Annotated in this window: 13 protein-coding genes, 1 tRNA gene and 1 pseudogene; 11 read left to right on the top strand and 4 right to left on the bottom strand. The window is 59.3% G+C overall.

The window, feature by feature from the left end:
* Window positions 1-103 precede the first annotated feature (103 nt).
* Entirely contained in the window at window positions 104-1,825 is a 1,722-nt protein-coding gene (locus tag BN32_RS11605; protein ID WP_040425659.1) for a sulfatase-like hydrolase/transferase, read from the top strand.
* A gap of 18 nt (window positions 1,826-1,843) precedes the next feature.
* Window positions 1,844-3,580 (top strand): LTA synthase family protein, encoded by a 1,737-nt coding sequence (locus BN32_RS11600; RefSeq protein WP_019198363.1) that lies wholly within the window; start codon window positions 1,844-1,846, stop codon window positions 3,578-3,580.
* Here BN32_RS11600 and BN32_RS11595 read toward each other — a convergent pair.
* Window positions 3,577-5,139: an ABC transporter permease/substrate-binding protein gene (locus tag BN32_RS11595; RefSeq protein WP_019198362.1), complete on the bottom strand. Its 1,563-nt coding sequence runs from the start codon at window positions 5,137-5,139 to the stop codon at window positions 3,577-3,579. The two genes, BN32_RS11600 and BN32_RS11595, sit on opposite strands and share 4 nt — an antisense overlap.
* A complete protein-coding gene (locus BN32_RS11590; RefSeq protein WP_040426333.1) occupies window positions 5,136-5,921 on the bottom strand; it encodes an ATP-binding cassette domain-containing protein in 786 nt (261 codons plus the stop codon). Before BN32_RS11590 ends, BN32_RS11595 begins: the two co-directional genes overlap by 4 nt.
* 104 nt (window positions 5,922-6,025) lie before the next feature.
* On the opposite strand from BN32_RS11590, the gene BN32_RS11585 reads away from it, so the two are divergent.
* The 8 genes and pseudogenes from BN32_RS11585 (at window position 6,026) to BN32_RS11550 (ending at window position 13,820) form a co-directional block, all read left to right on the top strand.
* Window positions 6,026-6,979, top strand: a complete 954-nt coding sequence (locus BN32_RS11585) for a polyphosphate kinase 2 family protein (RefSeq protein WP_040425658.1) — start codon at window positions 6,026-6,028, stop codon at window positions 6,977-6,979.
* Between the two features lie 123 nt (window positions 6,980-7,102).
* On the top strand, window positions 7,103-7,711 hold the full coding sequence (locus tag BN32_RS11580) for a hypothetical protein (RefSeq protein WP_040426331.1): 609 nt from the start codon (window positions 7,103-7,105) through the stop codon (window positions 7,709-7,711).
* Window positions 7,712-8,093: 382 nt separating this feature from the next.
* The gene (locus BN32_RS11575) at window positions 8,094-9,659 is read left to right on the top strand and encodes a 2-isopropylmalate synthase (RefSeq protein ID WP_019198358.1); all 1,566 of its coding nucleotides are present in this window, start codon (window positions 8,094-8,096) and stop codon (window positions 9,657-9,659) included.
* Between the two features lie 188 nt (window positions 9,660-9,847).
* Complete coding sequence (locus BN32_RS11570) at window positions 9,848-10,849, top strand: TRAP transporter substrate-binding protein (protein WP_019198357.1); 1,002 nt, start codon at window positions 9,848-9,850, stop codon at window positions 10,847-10,849.
* A 129-nt stretch (window positions 10,850-10,978) separates the two neighbouring features.
* Complete coding sequence (locus BN32_RS11565; protein WP_019198356.1) at window positions 10,979-11,569, top strand: TRAP transporter small permease; 591 nt, start codon at window positions 10,979-10,981, stop codon at window positions 11,567-11,569.
* On the top strand, window positions 11,566-12,894 hold the full coding sequence (locus BN32_RS11560; protein WP_019198355.1) for a TRAP transporter large permease: 1,329 nt from the start codon (window positions 11,566-11,568) through the stop codon (window positions 12,892-12,894). Before BN32_RS11565 ends, BN32_RS11560 begins: the two co-directional genes overlap by 4 nt.
* A 104-nt stretch (window positions 12,895-12,998) precedes the next feature.
* Window positions 12,999-13,567, top strand: a pseudogene (locus BN32_RS11555) (Spy/CpxP family protein refolding chaperone).
* A 177-nt stretch (window positions 13,568-13,744) separates the two neighbouring features.
* Window positions 13,745-13,820: transfer RNA gene (locus tag BN32_RS11550), tRNA-Lys, on the top strand.
* 61 nt (window positions 13,821-13,881) lie between these two features.
* Here the strand turns inward: BN32_RS11550 and BN32_RS11545 are convergent.
* On the bottom strand, window positions 13,882-14,085 hold the full coding sequence (locus BN32_RS11545) for a hypothetical protein (RefSeq protein WP_019198354.1): 204 nt from the start codon (window positions 14,083-14,085) through the stop codon (window positions 13,882-13,884).
* 357 nt (window positions 14,086-14,442) lie between these two features.
* Window positions 14,443-15,483, bottom strand: coding sequence for a LacI family DNA-binding transcriptional regulator (locus BN32_RS11540; protein WP_019198352.1), 1,041 nt, complete (start codon window positions 15,481-15,483; stop codon window positions 14,443-14,445).
* A gap of 103 nt (window positions 15,484-15,586) precedes the next feature.
* Here BN32_RS11540 and hisD point away from each other — a divergent pair, with 103 nt between their 5' ends.
* Window positions 15,587-16,882: a histidinol dehydrogenase gene (gene hisD, locus BN32_RS11535; RefSeq protein ID WP_019198351.1), complete on the top strand. Its 1,296-nt coding sequence runs from the start codon at window positions 15,587-15,589 to the stop codon at window positions 16,880-16,882.
* Window positions 16,883-16,925: the final 43 nt, after the last annotated feature.

Below are 16,925 nucleotides of genomic sequence, written 5' to 3'. Positions count from 1 at the left end.
TACGATTTTGTGACACGTCGCGGTTACCGGCCGCACGGTTTGCCTCCTGGCCGCCGCCAGTAAAGGCGTCAGGACAGTGCCGGGTGTAGTTCGCGTCAAAGGCATGTTGCCCCCGCCGACCTCAGTACCGCCTACGCTGCCTCCCGCAAGCGCGGTCACGGGCGCTCTTGCACCTGTCGGGTATTGGCGGCTTCTCGCGGTGGCGATGCCGCATCTCGCGGCCCTTGGCATTTTGCTGCAAACCGAAACGGATTTCGGCTCGCGTCTCGTCTTCCTGCTGTGCTGGGGAGCGTTGAATTTTTCGTGGATCGCGTTGCTGCGGCGGCCTGCGCTGTCAGGCGCGCTGTCGCTGACGATGATTGTTGTGCTGGTGCTGCTGTCGCGCCTCAAGCACGACATCGTGCAGATGACCGTCAACTTCGTCGATCTCATGATGATCGACCGCGATAGCATCGCGTTCCTGTTCACGATCTTCCCGAACCTGCGCTGGTCCGCGGTGATTTCAGCGTTGCTGATCGTTCCCTTGATGATTGCCCTGTGGCGGCTCGACCCATTTCGCATCCGCCGGTTGCCGGCGGCGGTCACGGCGCTCGTCTGTATTGCGGGACTCGCGGGCTTCTCGCTGACCTGGCCGCAGGAAGACTGGCGCGGATATTACGCAGACAACTACATCTCAAAGTTCGCGCGCTCCGGCGTGATAGCGGTGTCCGATTTCGCTAATGGCGGGTTTATGGAATCCGACGCGGCCGCGCTCGAGCGCCTGAAGCTTCCCTTGGAAGAAGCGTGCCATCCGGCAGGGCGGCGTCCGCATATCATCATGATCCATGATGAATCGAGCTACGACATCCGCTCGGCGCCGCAGATCAAGGTGCCTGCCGGTTACGGCAGGCATTTCACGTCTGGCGACGGCAAGACGCGAAAGTTTCTCGCTGAAAGCAACGGCGGCTCGAGTTGGCTGACGGAATACAACGTGCTAACCGGTCTTTCGTCGCGCTCGTTCGGGCGGTTCTCGTATTTCGTGACCCGCATCGCATCCGGCCGGGTCGAGCGCGGTCTGCCGCTGGCGTTGCGCCGCTGTGGCTACAGCACTGTATCGCTCTATCCCGCCTACGGCGCGTTCATGAGCGCGCGAACTTTCCAGACCACCACCGGCATCCAGAAATTCTACGACGCACGCGATCTCGGCGCGAAAGGTATCGAGACCGACGGCTTCTTCTATGACAACGCAGTCCGGCTGCTGTCGCAGGAGAAGCAGGGCACGCCGGTCTTCATGTATGTCTATCTCGGCGCCAATCACTTCCCTTGGGTGTCCACTTTCCGCCCGGAGCAGACGCCGGCTTGGCGCACCCTTGGTAACGAGCCGAAGATTGATGAATACCTGCGCCGCCAGACCATGAGCGCGCAGGACTACAACGCGTTTGTTACGAAGCTGAAGAAGCAGTTTCCAACTGAACCGTTTTTGATCGTGCGTTATGGCGATCACCAGCCGGAATTCTCGTCGCTCATCATCGAGCCAAATCTGACCGAGGATGACATTGCCAAGCGGCTGATGGTCTATGATCCGCGATATTACGCGACCTACTACGCCATCGACTCGGTCAACTTCAAACCGGTTGGCAGCCCGACTGCGATGGAAACCATCGACGCGGCCTATTTGCCGCTGGTGGTTCAGGATGCCGCCGGTATTCCGCTCGATCCGTCTTTCGAGGAGCAGAAGAAGATCATGCTCCGCTGCAAGGGGCTGTTTTACTCCTGCAAGGACGGGGCTGAGGCGCGGCGCTTCAATCGCTTGCTGATTGACGCCGGGTTCATCAAGAACCTTTAGCCGCAACGGAACCGCTTCATGTCAAACGTCACGACATCGATCCTTTCCGGCAGACTTCAGCTTCTGTTGAAGCGGTTCGGGGAGCACGGATGGCTCTGGAGTCTGCGCGTTGCGCTGATCGCCGCGATGCATCTGGTTGCCGTGTATCTTTTGGCATCGGTCGAATACGGGCCGTTCGCGATGACGCTGGCGCTGCTGACATGGGCGCTGCTGAACTTCCTGTCGCTGATCGCGCTGCGCAGGCCCGGCGTGTCGGCCGCCCTGTCGCTGGCTCTGGTTGCGGTCCTGATTGCGCTGTCGCAATTCAAATACGGGATCACGCAGCTCACGCTGACGTTCCTGGATTTTCTCATCATCGACCGCGATACGGTCTCCTTCCTGCATTCGATCTTCCCGCAGCTCAAGACGCAATCCTTTGTACTTGCGGCTATCGCAGTGCCGGCGATGTGGCTGATCTGGCGGGCGGACCCGTTCCGTATTCGTCGGGCGGTGTCCGCGGTTGGCGCGGTTGCGTGTATTGCGTTGATCGCAGGACTGTCGATCATCTATCCAGAGCAGCCGTGGGAGCCATTCCAGGGCGTCAATCACATCTCAAATCTGGCGCGATCCGGCGTTGTGTCGGTATCGCATCTGACATCGACGGGCTGGATCGAGGCCGACCCGCCGAACATGATCGGGTCCGCGCGCGCTGCGCCGCCTGAGACGGAATGTGTGCCGGGCGCCAAGCGGCCGAACATCGTCATGGTGCTCGATGAGTCAAGCTTCGACATCAGCGCCGCACCAGGCATCAAGGTGCCGGAAAATTACCACGACTTTTTCAAGTCGGCTGATGGACGGCAGCGAACGTTCGTTGCGGAATCCGCCGGTGGCCCGACCTGGTACACGGAGTTCAACGTTCTGACCGGGCTGTCGGCACGGTCGTTTGGCAAGCTCAAGTTCTATGTCACGAGAATCGCGGCGGGCAAGATTTCGCGCGGCCTGCCGCAGGCCTTGCAGCGCTGCGGCTACCGCACATTCTCGTTGTACCCGACCTACGGGGATTTTCTCAGCGCGCGCAGCTTTCAGACGTCTGCCGGGATCGACAAATTTATCGACATGGCCGAGATGGGCGTCAGTGAGGATATGCAACCGGACAGGTTCTACTTCGATCAGGCGTTGCACTTGATCGCGCGTGAGCGGAAGGCCAACCAGCCGATGTTCGTGCTGGTGTACCTCACAGCCAATCATTTCCCCTGGACGACGAGCTACCGGCCGGATCTGACGCCTGCTGGATGGACAGCGCCGGGTAACACCGCCGAAGTGGACGAGTACATCCGCCGTCAGGCCATGACCGCCTCGGATTACGCAAGTTTTGTTGAGCGCCTTAAAACCGATCATCCAAATGAACCGTTCCTGCTGGTGCGCTTCGGCGATCATCAGCCGGCGATCTCGCAGAAGCTGTTGGAGCCAAAGCTGCCTCAGGCCAAGCTGGCTGATCGCATCATGAACCATGATCCGCGCTACTACAAAACCTACTATGCAATCGATGCGCTCAACTACAAGCCCGATATGTCATCGGCGCTGGAGACGCTGGACGCGGTCTATCTGCCGCTCGCGGTTCAGGAGGCGGCGGGTGTTCCGCTCGATTCAACATTCATCGAGCAGAAAAAGATCATGCTTCGCTGCCGGGGTCTGTTCTATTCGTGCCGGGAGGGTACGGAAGCCAAACGCTTCAATCGCCTGCTGATCGATGCTGGGTTCGTCAAGAACCTCTAGCGCTTCGCAATCTTCTCCCATAGCCATCGCGCAACGGCGTCCGGCGAGCTGTTGCTGTCGCCGCCCGCAGCGCGCAGGTTCGCTTCGCGTATCGTAGCAATATCGATTTTTCCGAGAAGCGGCCGTAGTGCGTTGCGAAGTGCCTGGTCTCCGGCGCGCTTCGGCGAAATGAGCACGATGGCGTCATAGGGCGGGATCGAGGATTTCGGGTCCCCCAAGACGACGAGATCGTACTTCGCAATCAACCCGTCGCTGGTGTAGCCCGCGATCACATCGACCTCACCGGACGCCACCGCCGCATACATGAAGTCCGGCTGCATCTGCCGCTGCTGGCGGAACGACAGGTTGTAGCTCTGCCGCAGGGCCGCCCATTCCGGCCGCGAGAAGAATTCGTAGTCGCCTGCGATCGACAGCGGTGACGCGCGGGGCGCGAGATCGGCGATGGTGCGGATACCGAGTTCCTCGGCGCGCTTGCGCGGTAGCACCAGTGCATAGGCATTCTCAAAGCCGAGCTCGCCGAGCACGGTGATGCCGTACTTGTCCTTGAGCGTGGTCGTCAGATCGCTCAGTAACTCCTTGCGGGATTTGATCTCGGTGCGCTTGAGCTGATTGGCCCAGAGGGTGCCGGAATAGTCGACATAGATGTCTATGTCGCCGGACGCGAGCGCCTCGAAGATCACGTTGGAGCCGAGGCCTTCGCGCGGGCTCGCCGGCAATCCCGCCACCTGCAGGCGCTGTGCGATCAGCGCCGACAGCACGTACTGTTCTGTGAATGTCTTGGCGCCGACCACATAGTTTGTCTTCGCCCGCGCCATTGACGGCATCAGCGTCACTACGATCAGCGCCATCAGGCCGAGGCAACCGAAAATGATGCGCTTGCGGCTGTGCAACCGTACGCCGCCTTCGATCAGCGCCAGCAGTTGATCGACCGCCAGCGCCAGGGCTGCGGCTGCAACGCAGCCGAATAGCACGAACACCCAGTTCTGGGTCTGCAATCCGGCGAAGATATAATTGCCAAGGCTTGTCTGACCGATCGGCGTGGAGAGCGTCGCGGTGCCGATCACCCAGACAGCGGCCGTCCTGATACCTGCCATGATCACCGGCAGCGCGAGTGGTAGCTCGACCATGGTCAGCGATTGCCGTCGCGTCATGCCGACGCCTTCCGCAGCCTCGATGATCGCCGGATCGATGCCCTGCAATCCCGTGATGGTGTTTCGCAGCACCGGCAACATGCTGTACAGCGCGAGCGCCAGCACCGAGGGCAAGAATCCGAATGCTGAAAAGCCTTGCCCGAACCATTGCAGCGACAGGCCCGCCAGCGCCAGCAGCAGCGGATAGAACAGCGCGAGCAGGGCGAGGCCGGGTACGGTCTGCACAATGCTGGCAACGCCGAGCACGATGTCGCGCAGCACCGGCTGCCGCCGCACGATCAGGGCTAGCGGGAAACTGATCGCGAGGCCGAGCGCCAGGGCGGCAAGGCTGACGCGGACATGGCTGCCGAGATAGTCCGGCAGCCGAGTCAGCGCATCGCTCCAGCGTGGATCGGACAAGAAATTCATGCCCGGTCCTTCGGCAGCAATTCCTGCAGTCGCTCCGCCTGTCGCCGCGGTGTGTTGAGCAATTCACCGACATAGGCGTCCGTACTTCCCGACAAATCCAGCGCCGTGCCTTGCGCAACCAGTCGTCCGGCGCGCATCACTGCGACGCGATCCGCAAGCAGCAGGGCTTCCGTCATGTCGTGGGTGATCATAACCGTGGTCAGACCGAGGCTGCGATGAAGTGCGCGATAGTCCTCGCCGAGGGCGTCGCGAGTAAGAGGATCGAGCGCGCCGAACGGCTCGTCCATCAGCACGATGGCTGGCTTCGCCGCCAAGGCGCGGGCGACACCGACGCGCTGCCGTTGCCCGCCGGAAAGCTCATGTGGAAACCGGTCGCGGTGTGGGCGTTCGAGCTGCACCAGATCGATCAGTTCATCGACGCGTGTCGAAATCTCTTGGGCAGGCGTTCCCAGCAACCGCGGTGTGATGCCAATATTGCCGCCGACGGTCATATGCGGAAACAGCCCGTCGCTCTGGAACACGTATCCAATGCTCCGGCGTAGCGCGATCGGATCGACGCCGCGCACGTCTTTGCCTTGCACATGCACCGTGCCGCTGTCGGGAGCGATCAGCCGGTTGGCCAGCCGCAGCAGCGTGGTCTTTCCGGAGCCGGAGCCGCCGACAATGGCTAGAAAATCTCCGGTAGCCACATTGAGCGAGACATCGTCAACGGCCCTTGTGCGGCCCTGCTCGAAACTCTTGCCGACGTTCTCGTAGGCGATGGCGGGCGCGGCGTTGATCATGCCGTCATGATGGACCATCGGTATCAGCCTGTCGACGGCCCGGTACTGGCGGACGGGTCCTCTGCCGTGTAGCGTCGTCGCGACCAAACGGAGCATGTCTCGTCATGGCCAAAAATGGCAGGTCCCTACAACCAGGCGCCAAGCAGTTGAAGTCCTACGTGGACCCGTTCCGGGTCGACGGTTCGCAGGAATTTCATCTCAAGTCGCACAAGCCCGGCGAGAAGGGTGGTCTCGACAAGGAGGCGGCGCGCGAACTCGTTGACGCCAACCGCGGGCGGATGCGCGAATTGCAGGAAAAGCTCTATGCGCAGGATCGCTGGTCGGTGCTGCTGATCTTTCAGGGCATGGATGCGGCGGGCAAGGACAGCGCGATCGAAAACGTGATGTCGGGTATCAATCCGCAGGGCTGTCAGGTCTATTCGTTCAAGCAGCCGTCCACGAAAGAACTCGACCACGATTTCATGTGGCGCACATCGAAGTGCACCCCTGAACGCGGTCGTATCGGCATCTTCAACCGCTCTTATTACGAAGAATTGCTGGTGGTCCGCGTCCATCCGGAAATTCTGGCGGAGCAGCGAATTCCGCAGGAACTCGTGACCAAGAACATCTGGAGCGAACGCTTCGAAGATATTTCGGCGTTCGAGAAGTATCTCGCGCGCAACGGCACGCTGATGCTGAAGTTCTTTCTCAACATCTCGAAGGAGGAGCAGCGCCAGCGGTTTCTCGATCGTCTCGAAGATCCGGCCAAGAACTGGAAATTCTCGCTGGGGGATGTGGCCGAGCGCAAGCTATGGGACAAGTATCAGGCCGCCTATCAGGATCTGATCCACCATACATCGGCGAAACATGCGCCGTGGATTGTCGTGCCTGCTGACCATAAATGGTTCGCTCGCGTCGTGATCAGCTCGGCCATTGTGACCGCGATGGAAAAACTGAACCTGAAATTTCCTGAAGTGGACAAGAGCGACGCTGGTGAACTGAAAAAGATGAGGGGCGCGCTTGAACGAGAGGGACGGGCCCCGGTTCGTGTGTCGAAAGCCAAGGCCGCGGGAACCTGAAGGGGAACTGCCTAACCGGAATACGACCCATATTTGCCCACCCCCGCAATTCACAGCGCACACATCGCATATTGCAGAGGAAGCCCGCTGGAAATATTATGCAGACGGGTGAGGATTCCTTTGGTGGCCAATCTGCGCACGTTTGTATTGTTGGTCCTCTTGACCGGCCTCGGCGTTGCGTCGAGCCCGATGCGGGCGCATGCCGAGTGGTGGAGACTTTACACGCCGAAAGACTTCGAGGAGTGCTCCCAAAGCGCGCAGCAACCCGGTCTGTCGAAGGACGCCCACGCAAAAATCATTTCGGAATGCGATTCAAGATTTGCGGGCCGCCGCAAGGCTGGCGGCGGCTATACCTATTTTGATTTCATGCAGAATCGTCACTTCGACATCGCCGGTCCTAATCCAACGCAGCAAGAACTCAAGCGGATGGATCAGGAATATCTGGCCTATCTCGAAACGAACCGGGAAACTCCCGAAGCTGTAGATCCCGGGCAGGCAATTGCTGCGATCAACAACCAGATCAGGCCAATCAGCTATCAGAAATCAGCACTGCCAAAGGTCACTGCGAAGCAAACCGCTCCCGTCAGCCGGGCACGCGTTCGCAAGGATGTCTGCAAGGTCGATGCCCTGTCATGCGGCTGGGCAAAGATCACAACGACCGTGAAGGGTCTGCGGCATGCTTTACTTGGCACGGATACCAGGCGAGAGGCTTCCGCCCAGCGGGGGCTCTAGTCCCTGGGTAAACGTCGGCGGCAGATAGGGCAGCTTTCCTGACTAATATTTGGCGTTGCGGGACCTTGCCTTTCTCGTCTAGAAACGGCCCCATCAGACGCTTCGGCAACCATCCATCAACGGTTTTGGGCCGATTATGCGTTTTTCGGGGACCGAATTGATGATTCGCGGCGGCACTCAGGGACGGCAAGGAACGGCGGCAATTGCTGCTGGTCCGAACGCGCGTCCTGCTGCTTCGTTCTCGTCCCTTCTTGGCGGGCTTCTGCTTCTTATCTGCCCCTGAGGGCCGTCTGGGCGTTTGCGCCTGGGCACTCAGGGGTTCGAAGACAGCACCGAAACCCGAGCGTCCTGAAGTGGCGCATCTGACCAAAGGATTTTTCCTATGACCACCGCGAACAAGTCCGACAAGGACCGCGTCGTTATTTTCGACACTACGTTGCGTGACGGCGAGCAATGCCCCGGCGCGACCATGACCTTCGAGGAAAAGCTCGAAGTCGCGGATCTGCTCGACTCCATGGGCGTAGATATTATCGAGGCCGGTTTTCCGATCGCCTCCGATGGTGATTTCGAAGCCGTACGCGAAATCGCCAAGCGTACGAAGAATGCGGTGGTTTGCGGTCTCTCCCGCGCGGCCCACAAGGACATCGACCGCTGTGCCGAAGCGATCCGCCCGGCGCGCCGCGGTCGCATCCACACGTTCCTGTCCACCTCACCGGTGCACATGAAGTACAAGCTGCAAATGGAGCCGGCAGACGTGCATGAGCTGGTGATCTCGCAGGTCACCCGAGCGCGCAATCACACCGATGACGTCGAGTGGTCGTCTGAAGACGGCACCCGCACGGAGTTCGACTTCCTGTGCCGCTGCGTGGAATCGGCGATCAAAGCCGGTGCGACCACCATCAACATCCCGGACACCGTCGGCTATAGCGTGCCGGAGGAGTACTACGACCTGTTCAAGCGCGTGCGCGAGACGGTGCCGAATTCCGACAAGGCGGTGTTCTCGGTGCACTGCCATAACGACCTCGGCATGGCGGTGGCGAATTCGCTGGCCGGCGTGCGTGCAGGTGCGCGGCAGATCGAATGCACCATCAACGGCATCGGCGAGCGTGCGGGCAACGCCGCGCTCGAGGAAGTCGTGATGGCGATGCGCGTGCGTAATGACAAGTTGCCATACTGGAACAACATCGACACGACGATGCTGACACGAGCATCAAAGTCCGTGGCTGCGGCGACGTCGTTCCCGGTGCAGTACAACAAGGCCATCGTCGGGCGTAATGCCTTCGCGCACGAGAGCGGCATCCATCAGGACGGCATGCTCAAGAACGCGCAGACCTACGAGATCATGCTGCCGGAAACGGTCGGCGTGAAACAGACCTCGCTGGTGATGGGCAAGCATTCCGGCCGCCATGCCTTCATCCACAAGCTGGAGGAGATGGGCTACAAACTCGCCAGCAACCAGTTGGAAGATGCCTTCGTGCGCTTCAAGGCGCTGGCCGACCGCAAGAAGGACATCTACGACGAGGATATCGAGGCGTTGGTCGATCAGGAGATCGCTCATTCGCACGATCGGATTCATCTCGTGTCATTGACAGTGATTGCCGGTACGCACGGACCGCAACGGGCGACCATGAAACTCGACATCGAAGGTCAAATCAAAATCGAGGAGGCCGAGGGCAACGGTCCGGTGGATGCGACGTTCAACTGCATCAAGTCGCTGGTACCGAATGAAGCGAAGCTGGAGCTCTATCAGGTCCATGCGGTGACCGCCGGCACCGATGCGCAGGCCGAGGTCTCGGTGCGGCTGTCGCAAGACGGACGTTCCGTGACGGCACGCGCTGCGGATCCTGATACGCTGGTGGCTTCGGCGAAGGCTTATCTCAGCGCCTTGAACAAGATCGTCATGAAGAAGCAGCGTGACATGCCTGCGGTGGCTGCCGCGGGGCACTGACAGCCAGATTATCTGCAGACATTCCGAGAAGGCGGCGCATTGAACGATGCACCGCCTTTTGCGTTGCAGCACGGCGTAGGTCCCTTCTAAGGGGCAATAGTCTTGACCTGCTCCATCTGAGATGGTCGGGTCGTGAGGGATTCAGAGCCGCGGTGAAATCAGCGGTTCAGCCGTTACTCGGAGGAAACATGAAAAAATTCATTCTGGCTGCGGCCTCAGTCGCGACGCTTGTGCTCGCCGGACCCGCCACGGCGCAATCGCCGATCGTGATCAAGTTTAGTCACGTCGTTACGCCCAATACGCCAAAGGGGCAGGGTGCAGAGAGATTCAAGGAACTCGCCGAGAGATACACCAACGGCAAGGTGAAGGTTGAGGTCTACCCGAACTCGCAGCTCTACAAGGACAAGGAAGAGGTCGAAGCGCTTCAGCTCGGCGCGGTGCAAATGCTGGCGCCATCGCTGGCGAAGTTCGGGCCGCTCGGTGTGAAGGAATTCGAGGTCTTCGATCTCCCCTACATCCTGCCGGACAAGGCTGCGCTGGGCCGCATCACCAAGGGGCCGATCGGAAAAAACCTTCTGGCCAAGCTGGAGCCGAAGGGCATCACCGGTCTCGCTTACTGGGACAACGGCTTCAAGATCATGACGGCGAACAAGCCGATGCATAAGGTCGCAGACTTTCGCGGGCTGAAAATGCGGATCCAGTCGTCCAAGGTGCTGGAAGCGCAAATGCGCGCGCTTGGTGCCATTCCGCAGGTCATGGCTTTCTCCGAAGTCTATCAGGCGATGCAATCGGGCGTGGTCGACGGCAACGAGAATGTGCCGTCGAATGTCTATACCCAGAAAATGCACGAGGTTCAGAAGCACATCACGGTCTCGAACCATGGCTACATCGGCTATGTGGTGATCGTGAACAAGAAGTTCTGGGACGGATTGCCCGCCGACGTGAAGCCGCAGCTCGAAAAGGCCGTGGCGGAGGCGACCGAGTTCTCCAATGCGATCGCGCAGAAAGAGAACGACGATGCGATCGAGGCGATGAAAAAGGCTGGCACCACGACCTTTCATGAACCGACGCCCGCCGAGCGTGCCGAATGGATGAAGGCCCTTGAGCCGGTGACGACCGATATGGCGTCGCGGGTCGGCAAGGACCTGATCGACGCATTTCAGAAGGAAGCCAACGCCAAGACCAACTAAAACGGGTCGTCACGACACGATGAGAATGGGCCGGGACGGCGGTCCATTTTTCCATCTGCCGCAACGATGCGGGGCGATGGCTGAAGACCAGAACGCAAAAAAAGCGGCTGGTGCGGGTAGGGGCAAGCCTTGAAATTATTTCTGCGCATCCTCGATCGTTTCGAGGAAATCCTGATCGCCACGCTCATCGCGGCAGCGACGATTGTCATTTTCCTGGCCGTCGTCCATCGTTACGGAACCGGCATATCGTTTCTGTATCCGTATCTGATCCAGATTCATTTCTCGTGGGCGCAGGAACTGTGCATCTACATGTTCGTGTGGATGGCAAAGTTCGGCGCGGCCTATGGCGTTCGCACAGGCATCCATGTCGGCGTCGACGTGCTGGTCCTGATGCTCAAGCCGGCCTACAAAAAAGCCACCATTCTTTTCGGGCTTATGGGTGGCGCCTTCTTCACGTTCGTCGTGGGAACGATGGGCCTGAAGTTTGTGCTCGGTCTGGCGCAGACCGATCAGACATCGCCCGATCTCGAAATTCCGAGCTGGATTGTTTATCTCTGCGTGCCGCTCGGATCATACCTGATGTGTTTTCGCTTCCTGCAGGTGGCTTACAGTTTCTGGCACACCGGCGAATTGCCGCATCACAACGAGAGCGAAGTGGAAGGCCTCGAGGCGCTCGAAGTTAGAGCTACCGGCGGCGGCGAACTGGGTGTTCGCCAATGAGCAGCTTGGTGATCTTCGGGCTTCTGATCGCCCTCATGCTGACTGGCATGCCGATTTCCATCGCGCTTGGCCTCACAGTGCTGTCCTTCCTGTTCTTCATGACCTCGGTGCCGATTGAATCCGTGGCGCTGAAGCTGTTCACGGGGATTGAGAAGTTCGAGATCATGGCGATTCCGTTCTTCATCCTGGCGGGTAATTTCCTGACTCATGGCGGCGTCGCAAGACGCATGATCGAGTTCGCGAGGACCATGATAGGCCACTGGGCCGGCGGATTAGGCATCGCCGGAACGATGGCTGCCGCGCTGTTCTCCGCCGTATCAGGATCGTCTCCGGCCACGGTAGTGGCGATCGGTTCGATCATGCTGCCGGCGATGCTTGCGATCGGCTATCCGAAACGTTTTGGCGCCGGCATTATTGTAACCGGCGGCGCGTTGGGAAACCTTATTCCGCCTTCGATCATCATGGTGATCTACGCGGTATCGACGAGCGGAGCGACCTACTTCGGTCCGAATGGCGAGCGGGTTGCTTCCGCATCGGTGGGCCAGTTATTCATGGCCGGAATGGTGCCGGGACTCATTCTCGCGGTTATGTTGTCGGCCACGACCTGGTATCGCGCCTGGAAGAACAATTATCCCAGAATCCCGAAAGCGACGTGGGGCGAACGCTGGCGCGCGTTCGTGGATTCGTCCTGGGGAATTTTTCTTATCGTCGTTGTTCTGGGTGGCATTTACCTCGGCTGGTTCACGCCGACGGAAGCCGCTGCGATGAGCGCAGTCTATGCCTTTCTGATCGAGATGTTCATCTACAAGGATCTGAACTGGAAGGCCGTGCCAAAGGTGCTGCTAGCGTCTGCGAACATGAGCGCGATGATTCTTTACATCGTTACCAACGCGGTGCTGTTCTCATTTCTGATGACGAGCGAACAGATCCCGCAGACGATGGCCGCGTGGATCACCGGAAGCGGCATCAACTGGATCACATTCCTGCTTCTCGTCAATCTGTTGCTTCTTCTCGCGGGCAACGTGATGGAGCCATCGTCAATCGTTCTGATTATGGCGCCCATTCTTTTTCCAATTGCAGTCAAGCTTGGTATCGACCCGGTGCATTTCGGTATCATTATCGTCGTCAATATGGAAATCGGGATGTGCCATCCGCCGGTTGGGCTGAATCTCTATGTTGCATCCGGCATCGCAAAAATGGGGATCACCGAGCTTTCAATCGCTGTCTTGCCCTGGCTCATCACGTTGCTGATTTTTCTGGTCATGATCACCTACATTCCAGAGATTTCGCTGTGGCTGCCGCGCACACTTGGAATGTTGCGTTAGCACGGGCTGCTGCATTAATGGGCGTTCACCTAGGTGTCCAAAGCTTAAGTTGAAAGCGGAACTGTTGCTGCCATCTTCGAGGGAGTTTCACTCGGAGATGACCCATGAAAAAAGTTATCCTCGCCGGCGTCGCAGCAGTTGCGATCATCGGCTCGACCGCCGTCTATGCGCAGCATCGCCACCATCATCACCGTATGAGCATCGAAGACCGCGCGGCCTTCGTTGATGCGAAGATTGCTGCCGTGAAGGCCGGGCTGAAACTCAGCCCTGAGCAGGAAAAGATGTGGCCGCCGGTCGAAGCGGCGGTGCGCGATTTCGCCAAGCAGCGCATGGCGCTGGCTAACGCGAGGCCCGCCGCGCGGAGCAGGATCAGAAGAGCTCGCAGGACGGCAAGTCGGCTGCCGCCGATCAGACCCGCGATCCGATGGCGCGGCTGCGCGACCGGGCCGACAGAATGGCGGAGACCGCCGCTGGCCTGAAGAAGATCGCCGACGCCGCCGATCCGCTCTACAAGAGCCTCGACGACGGCCAGAAGCGGCGCCTGTCCATGCTGACCCGCATGGGCGGGGATCGCGGCTGGCGCGGACGCGGCTTCGAGCGTGGGCTGGACGGTGATCGATTCGACCGGGATCGCGGCCCTGGCCGGGACCGAGGTGCCGGAGAGCGCCTCTAAGGCGGCCCTCCAGACCCTTTCCGGACGACAGAAACCGCCGAAATCCGGCGGTTTTTGCTGTCTGGAACTGATCTGATCCAGAGTTATCCAGAGCGGGAAAAACCTGTCAGCCTTGCTGGACATGGCCGGTTCGCTTTGCTAAACGACGCCGTCCTCAACGGACATCCGGTTGGATCCGGGCGCATAGCTCAGTTGGTAGAGCAGCTGACTCTTAATCAGCGGGTCCCAGGTTCGAGCCCTGGTGCGCCCACCAAGCAAATCAAGCATTTAGCTGATTTGGCCGCCGCAGAAATCACTGCGGTTTACAGCACGGTTTACAGTTTTGTTCTCGCTTCGAGCTTGATCACCGCTGCTTCGGCAAGCTTCACCTCGCGACCGAGGTAGTGGGCATCAAGGATCGCTTCGACGTCCTTCAGGCTGGGGCCAGTAAAGGTCGCGATCTGCGGCACCGTCGCCTCAGCCAAGGCCAGCTGAACCACCGCAGAGCCTCTCAGGTCGTAAAACGTCAGGCCAGTCACGCCAGCCCTTTCGCAGACCCGTCCCCACGATGCCCAAATGCCGCGATTCTGTCGATCGCCAACACGGCGGAATTTTTGACAATCGTTTCGATGGCCGCGCTCGGCCTCGGCGTGGATACAACGCTCATTGGCCGCATCGGTGGAAGAGTTGTCGCGGCAGTAACGCGGTCCCTGGTCGTCCTTATTCTGGTCAGCCTGGCTCCTGTTCGCCTGCTTTGATCCAACACATCGTAGTTAGCGATGCCCGGCGGCTAGCTGATCATCGAGCGTTGTTTAGAAGGATGTCGAACATGCGATCTATAATAGATTTGTTCAGTGAGATTGATCGGCTCCGAGTTAATTTTGCCAAAGGTCGTTCTACCGGTCCCTGGTTCGCGCACGGGCAGCGGGCATTGTGCTGCCTCGCATGACTAGCTCTGTGCCGATAATCTGGCTCCTCACCGGAATGCTCTTGCGTGCCGCGTCGATCAGCGCATCAGCCGCGGCATGACCCATGCGCTTGGCGGGCACATGCACGCTTGAGAGCGGGGGCGTCACGACCCTCGTGATTGGAAGGTCGTCGAACCCGATAATGGAAATATCCTTTGGCACGCGAATATTCAGTCGCTGGCAAGCAAACAGTGCTCCGAGTGCCTGAATATCGTTTGCGCAGAACAGGGCGGTTGGTGGATTGGTCCGTGTGATCAGCCGCGTTGCCGCGTCCGCCGAGACCTCGATTTCAAAAGGCTGCTCCGACACGAGTTCTGCATCGAATGGAATTTTGTAACGCAAGAGCACAGAACGATAGGCTTCGAGCCGTTGCGCGGCCCGATCGTTTATGCTGGTCATCCCGCAGATCAATCCGATGCGCCGATGCCCAAGCTTGATAAGCATCTCGGTGGCTTCGGCTGCCGCCAAGCGGTTGTCGAAAGAGATCGAAGGGATCGACGCCTTGGGGCTCGTCGACCACGTTACAACGAACGGAATGCGATAGTGGCGCAACAGATCATAGAGCGCCGCATCGCGCGCGTATCCGGTCAGAATGACGCCTTCGACGCGGCTTTCAATCAACTTGAGGATGATATCGCGTTCAATTTGCGCCGAATAATTAGCATTCGCAATTAGCAGACTCAGGTCGGCGGCTTGGAGCCGGCTCTGGATCGCTTCGGTGAATTCCGCATAGATCGAGTTCGAAATCGTCGGAACGATCAGGCCGATAACACCGGTGCGTTTCGATGAGAAGGTTGCGGCGCGTCCGTCGGGGACAAACTGATGTCGATTGACCAGCTTAAGGATTCGCTCGCGCGTTTGCGGTGCAACAGTGTCGGGATGGCGGAGCGCCCGGCTTACAGTTGCTACCGAGACGCCCGCCTGATGAGCAAGCCAGCGGATCGTTCCTGATTTTGGTGTGTCTTTCATTTGCGCAACTGAAAGCAAAGACCGGATGTTGACAAGGGCTATCAGACGCGGTTTGATGTAACCGGTTACATTTCAGAGGCCGTTTACGTTGAGGCATGAATTGATGGTCCACTACCTAAAGCGTGCAGAGCAGCAGTCCCGGCAGGACAACCGCGATCTGGTCGATCGTGTGCGGACTATGATCGCCGACATCGAACAGGGTGGCGATGATGCGGTTCGCCGCTACGCCCGGGATCTCGACGGATGGCAGAATCCCGATTTCCGCGTGTCTGATGACGAGATTGCTTCAGCCCGCAAGGCGATGAGCTCCACCTTCAAGGACGATTTTGCCTTTTGCAAAAAGCAGGTGACGGATTTTGCCAAGCGTCAGCGGGACTCGCTTTCGGAGTTCGAGGCGCAGTTCGGTAGCGGGATCACGCTGGGTCAGAAGATCATTCCGGTCGATGTCGTTGGCTGCTATATCCCCGGTGGCAAATATCCGCTGATCTCGGCCGCGATCATGAGTGTCGCGACTGCAAAGGTAGCGGGTGTCAACCACGTTATCGGCGCGGCGCCGCCACGGGAAGGGCAGGGTATTTTCCCGCCGACGCTCTATGCGCTCGCCGAGTCGGGGGCTACCGAGATCTATTCGATCGGAGGTGTGCAGGCGCTCGCAGCGATGGCTTTTGGTCGCGTGGGAATGCGTCCGGTCGATATGATCACCGGGCCAGGAAATGCGTATGTGGCCGAGGCCAAGCGTCAGCTGTTCGGGCTTGTGGGCATCGATCTTCCGGCCGGTCCCACCGAAATCCTTGTGATTGCCGATGACGGCGCCGATCCGGCGCTGGTTGCGACAGATCTGCTCGGGCAGGCGGAGCACGGGCCGGACAGCCCTGCGTGGCTGATCACGACATCCGCGAAGTTGGGGCGCGAGGTGATCGCGGAGATCGAACGGCAATTGCTGACCTTGCCGACAGCCGCCATTGCGGCTGCTGCCTGGCAGCGCTGGGGCGAGGTCGCTGTTGTCGATAGCGACGACGCTGCCATCGCGCTCAGCGATCAGTACGCGCCGGAGCATCTTGAAGTGCTGACACAGCGTAACGACTACTACCTTGAGAATCTCAAGAACTATGGCAGCCTTTTCGTCGGCGAAGAGAGCACAGTCGCTTACGGCGACAAGGGCGTAGGCACCAACCATACCCTTCCGACCGGCCGTGCTGCGCGTTACACCGGCGGTCTATGGGTCGGTAAGTTTCTGAAAACCGTAACCTACCAGCGACTGACACCTGAAGCGAGCGAGCGCATCGCTCCGATCATGGGCCGTATGTGCGCAAGCGAGGGAATGTTGGCGCATGAAATTACGGCGACCGTTCGCCAGCAGCGATATGCGCAGCGTCGTCGCGACAGGAGTGCTTCCTGATGTCTAGCCGCGACACCAAATGGAAAGTTACGCCGGAAGCCGC

The sequence above is a fragment of the Afipia birgiae 34632 genome, assembly GCF_000308295.2.
Lineage (GTDB): Bacteria > Pseudomonadota > Alphaproteobacteria > Rhizobiales > Xanthobacteraceae > Afipia > Afipia birgiae.
The sequence above is the reverse complement of the archived record's forward strand: the minus strand, read 5'-3'. Positions and strand labels throughout refer to the sequence as shown.

Coding starts and splice junctions, on each gene's coding strand:
- BN32_RS11605 (WP_040425659.1), top strand. CDS start 104: ATGTTGCCCCCGCCGACCTCAGTACCGCCTACGCTGCCTCCCGCAAGC.
- BN32_RS11600 (WP_019198363.1), top strand. CDS start 1,844: ATGTCAAACGTCACGACATCGATCCTTTCCGGCAGACTTCAGCTTCTG.
- BN32_RS11595 (WP_019198362.1), bottom strand. CDS start 5,139: ATGAATTTCTTGTCCGATCCACGCTGGAGCGATGCGCTGACTCGGCTG.
- BN32_RS11590 (WP_040426333.1), bottom strand. CDS start 5,921: ATGATCAACGCCGCGCCCGCCATCGCCTACGAGAACGTCGGCAAGAGT.
- BN32_RS11585 (WP_040425658.1), top strand. CDS start 6,026: ATGGCCAAAAATGGCAGGTCCCTACAACCAGGCGCCAAGCAGTTGAAG.
- BN32_RS11575 (WP_019198358.1), top strand. CDS start 8,094: ATGACCACCGCGAACAAGTCCGACAAGGACCGCGTCGTTATTTTCGAC.
- BN32_RS11570 (WP_019198357.1), top strand. CDS start 9,848: ATGAAAAAATTCATTCTGGCTGCGGCCTCAGTCGCGACGCTTGTGCTC.
- BN32_RS11560 (WP_019198355.1), top strand. CDS start 11,566: ATGAGCAGCTTGGTGATCTTCGGGCTTCTGATCGCCCTCATGCTGACT.
- BN32_RS11540 (WP_019198352.1), bottom strand. CDS start 15,483: ATGAAAGACACACCAAAATCAGGAACGATCCGCTGGCTTGCTCATCAG.
- hisD (WP_019198351.1), top strand. CDS start 15,587: ATGGTCCACTACCTAAAGCGTGCAGAGCAGCAGTCCCGGCAGGACAAC.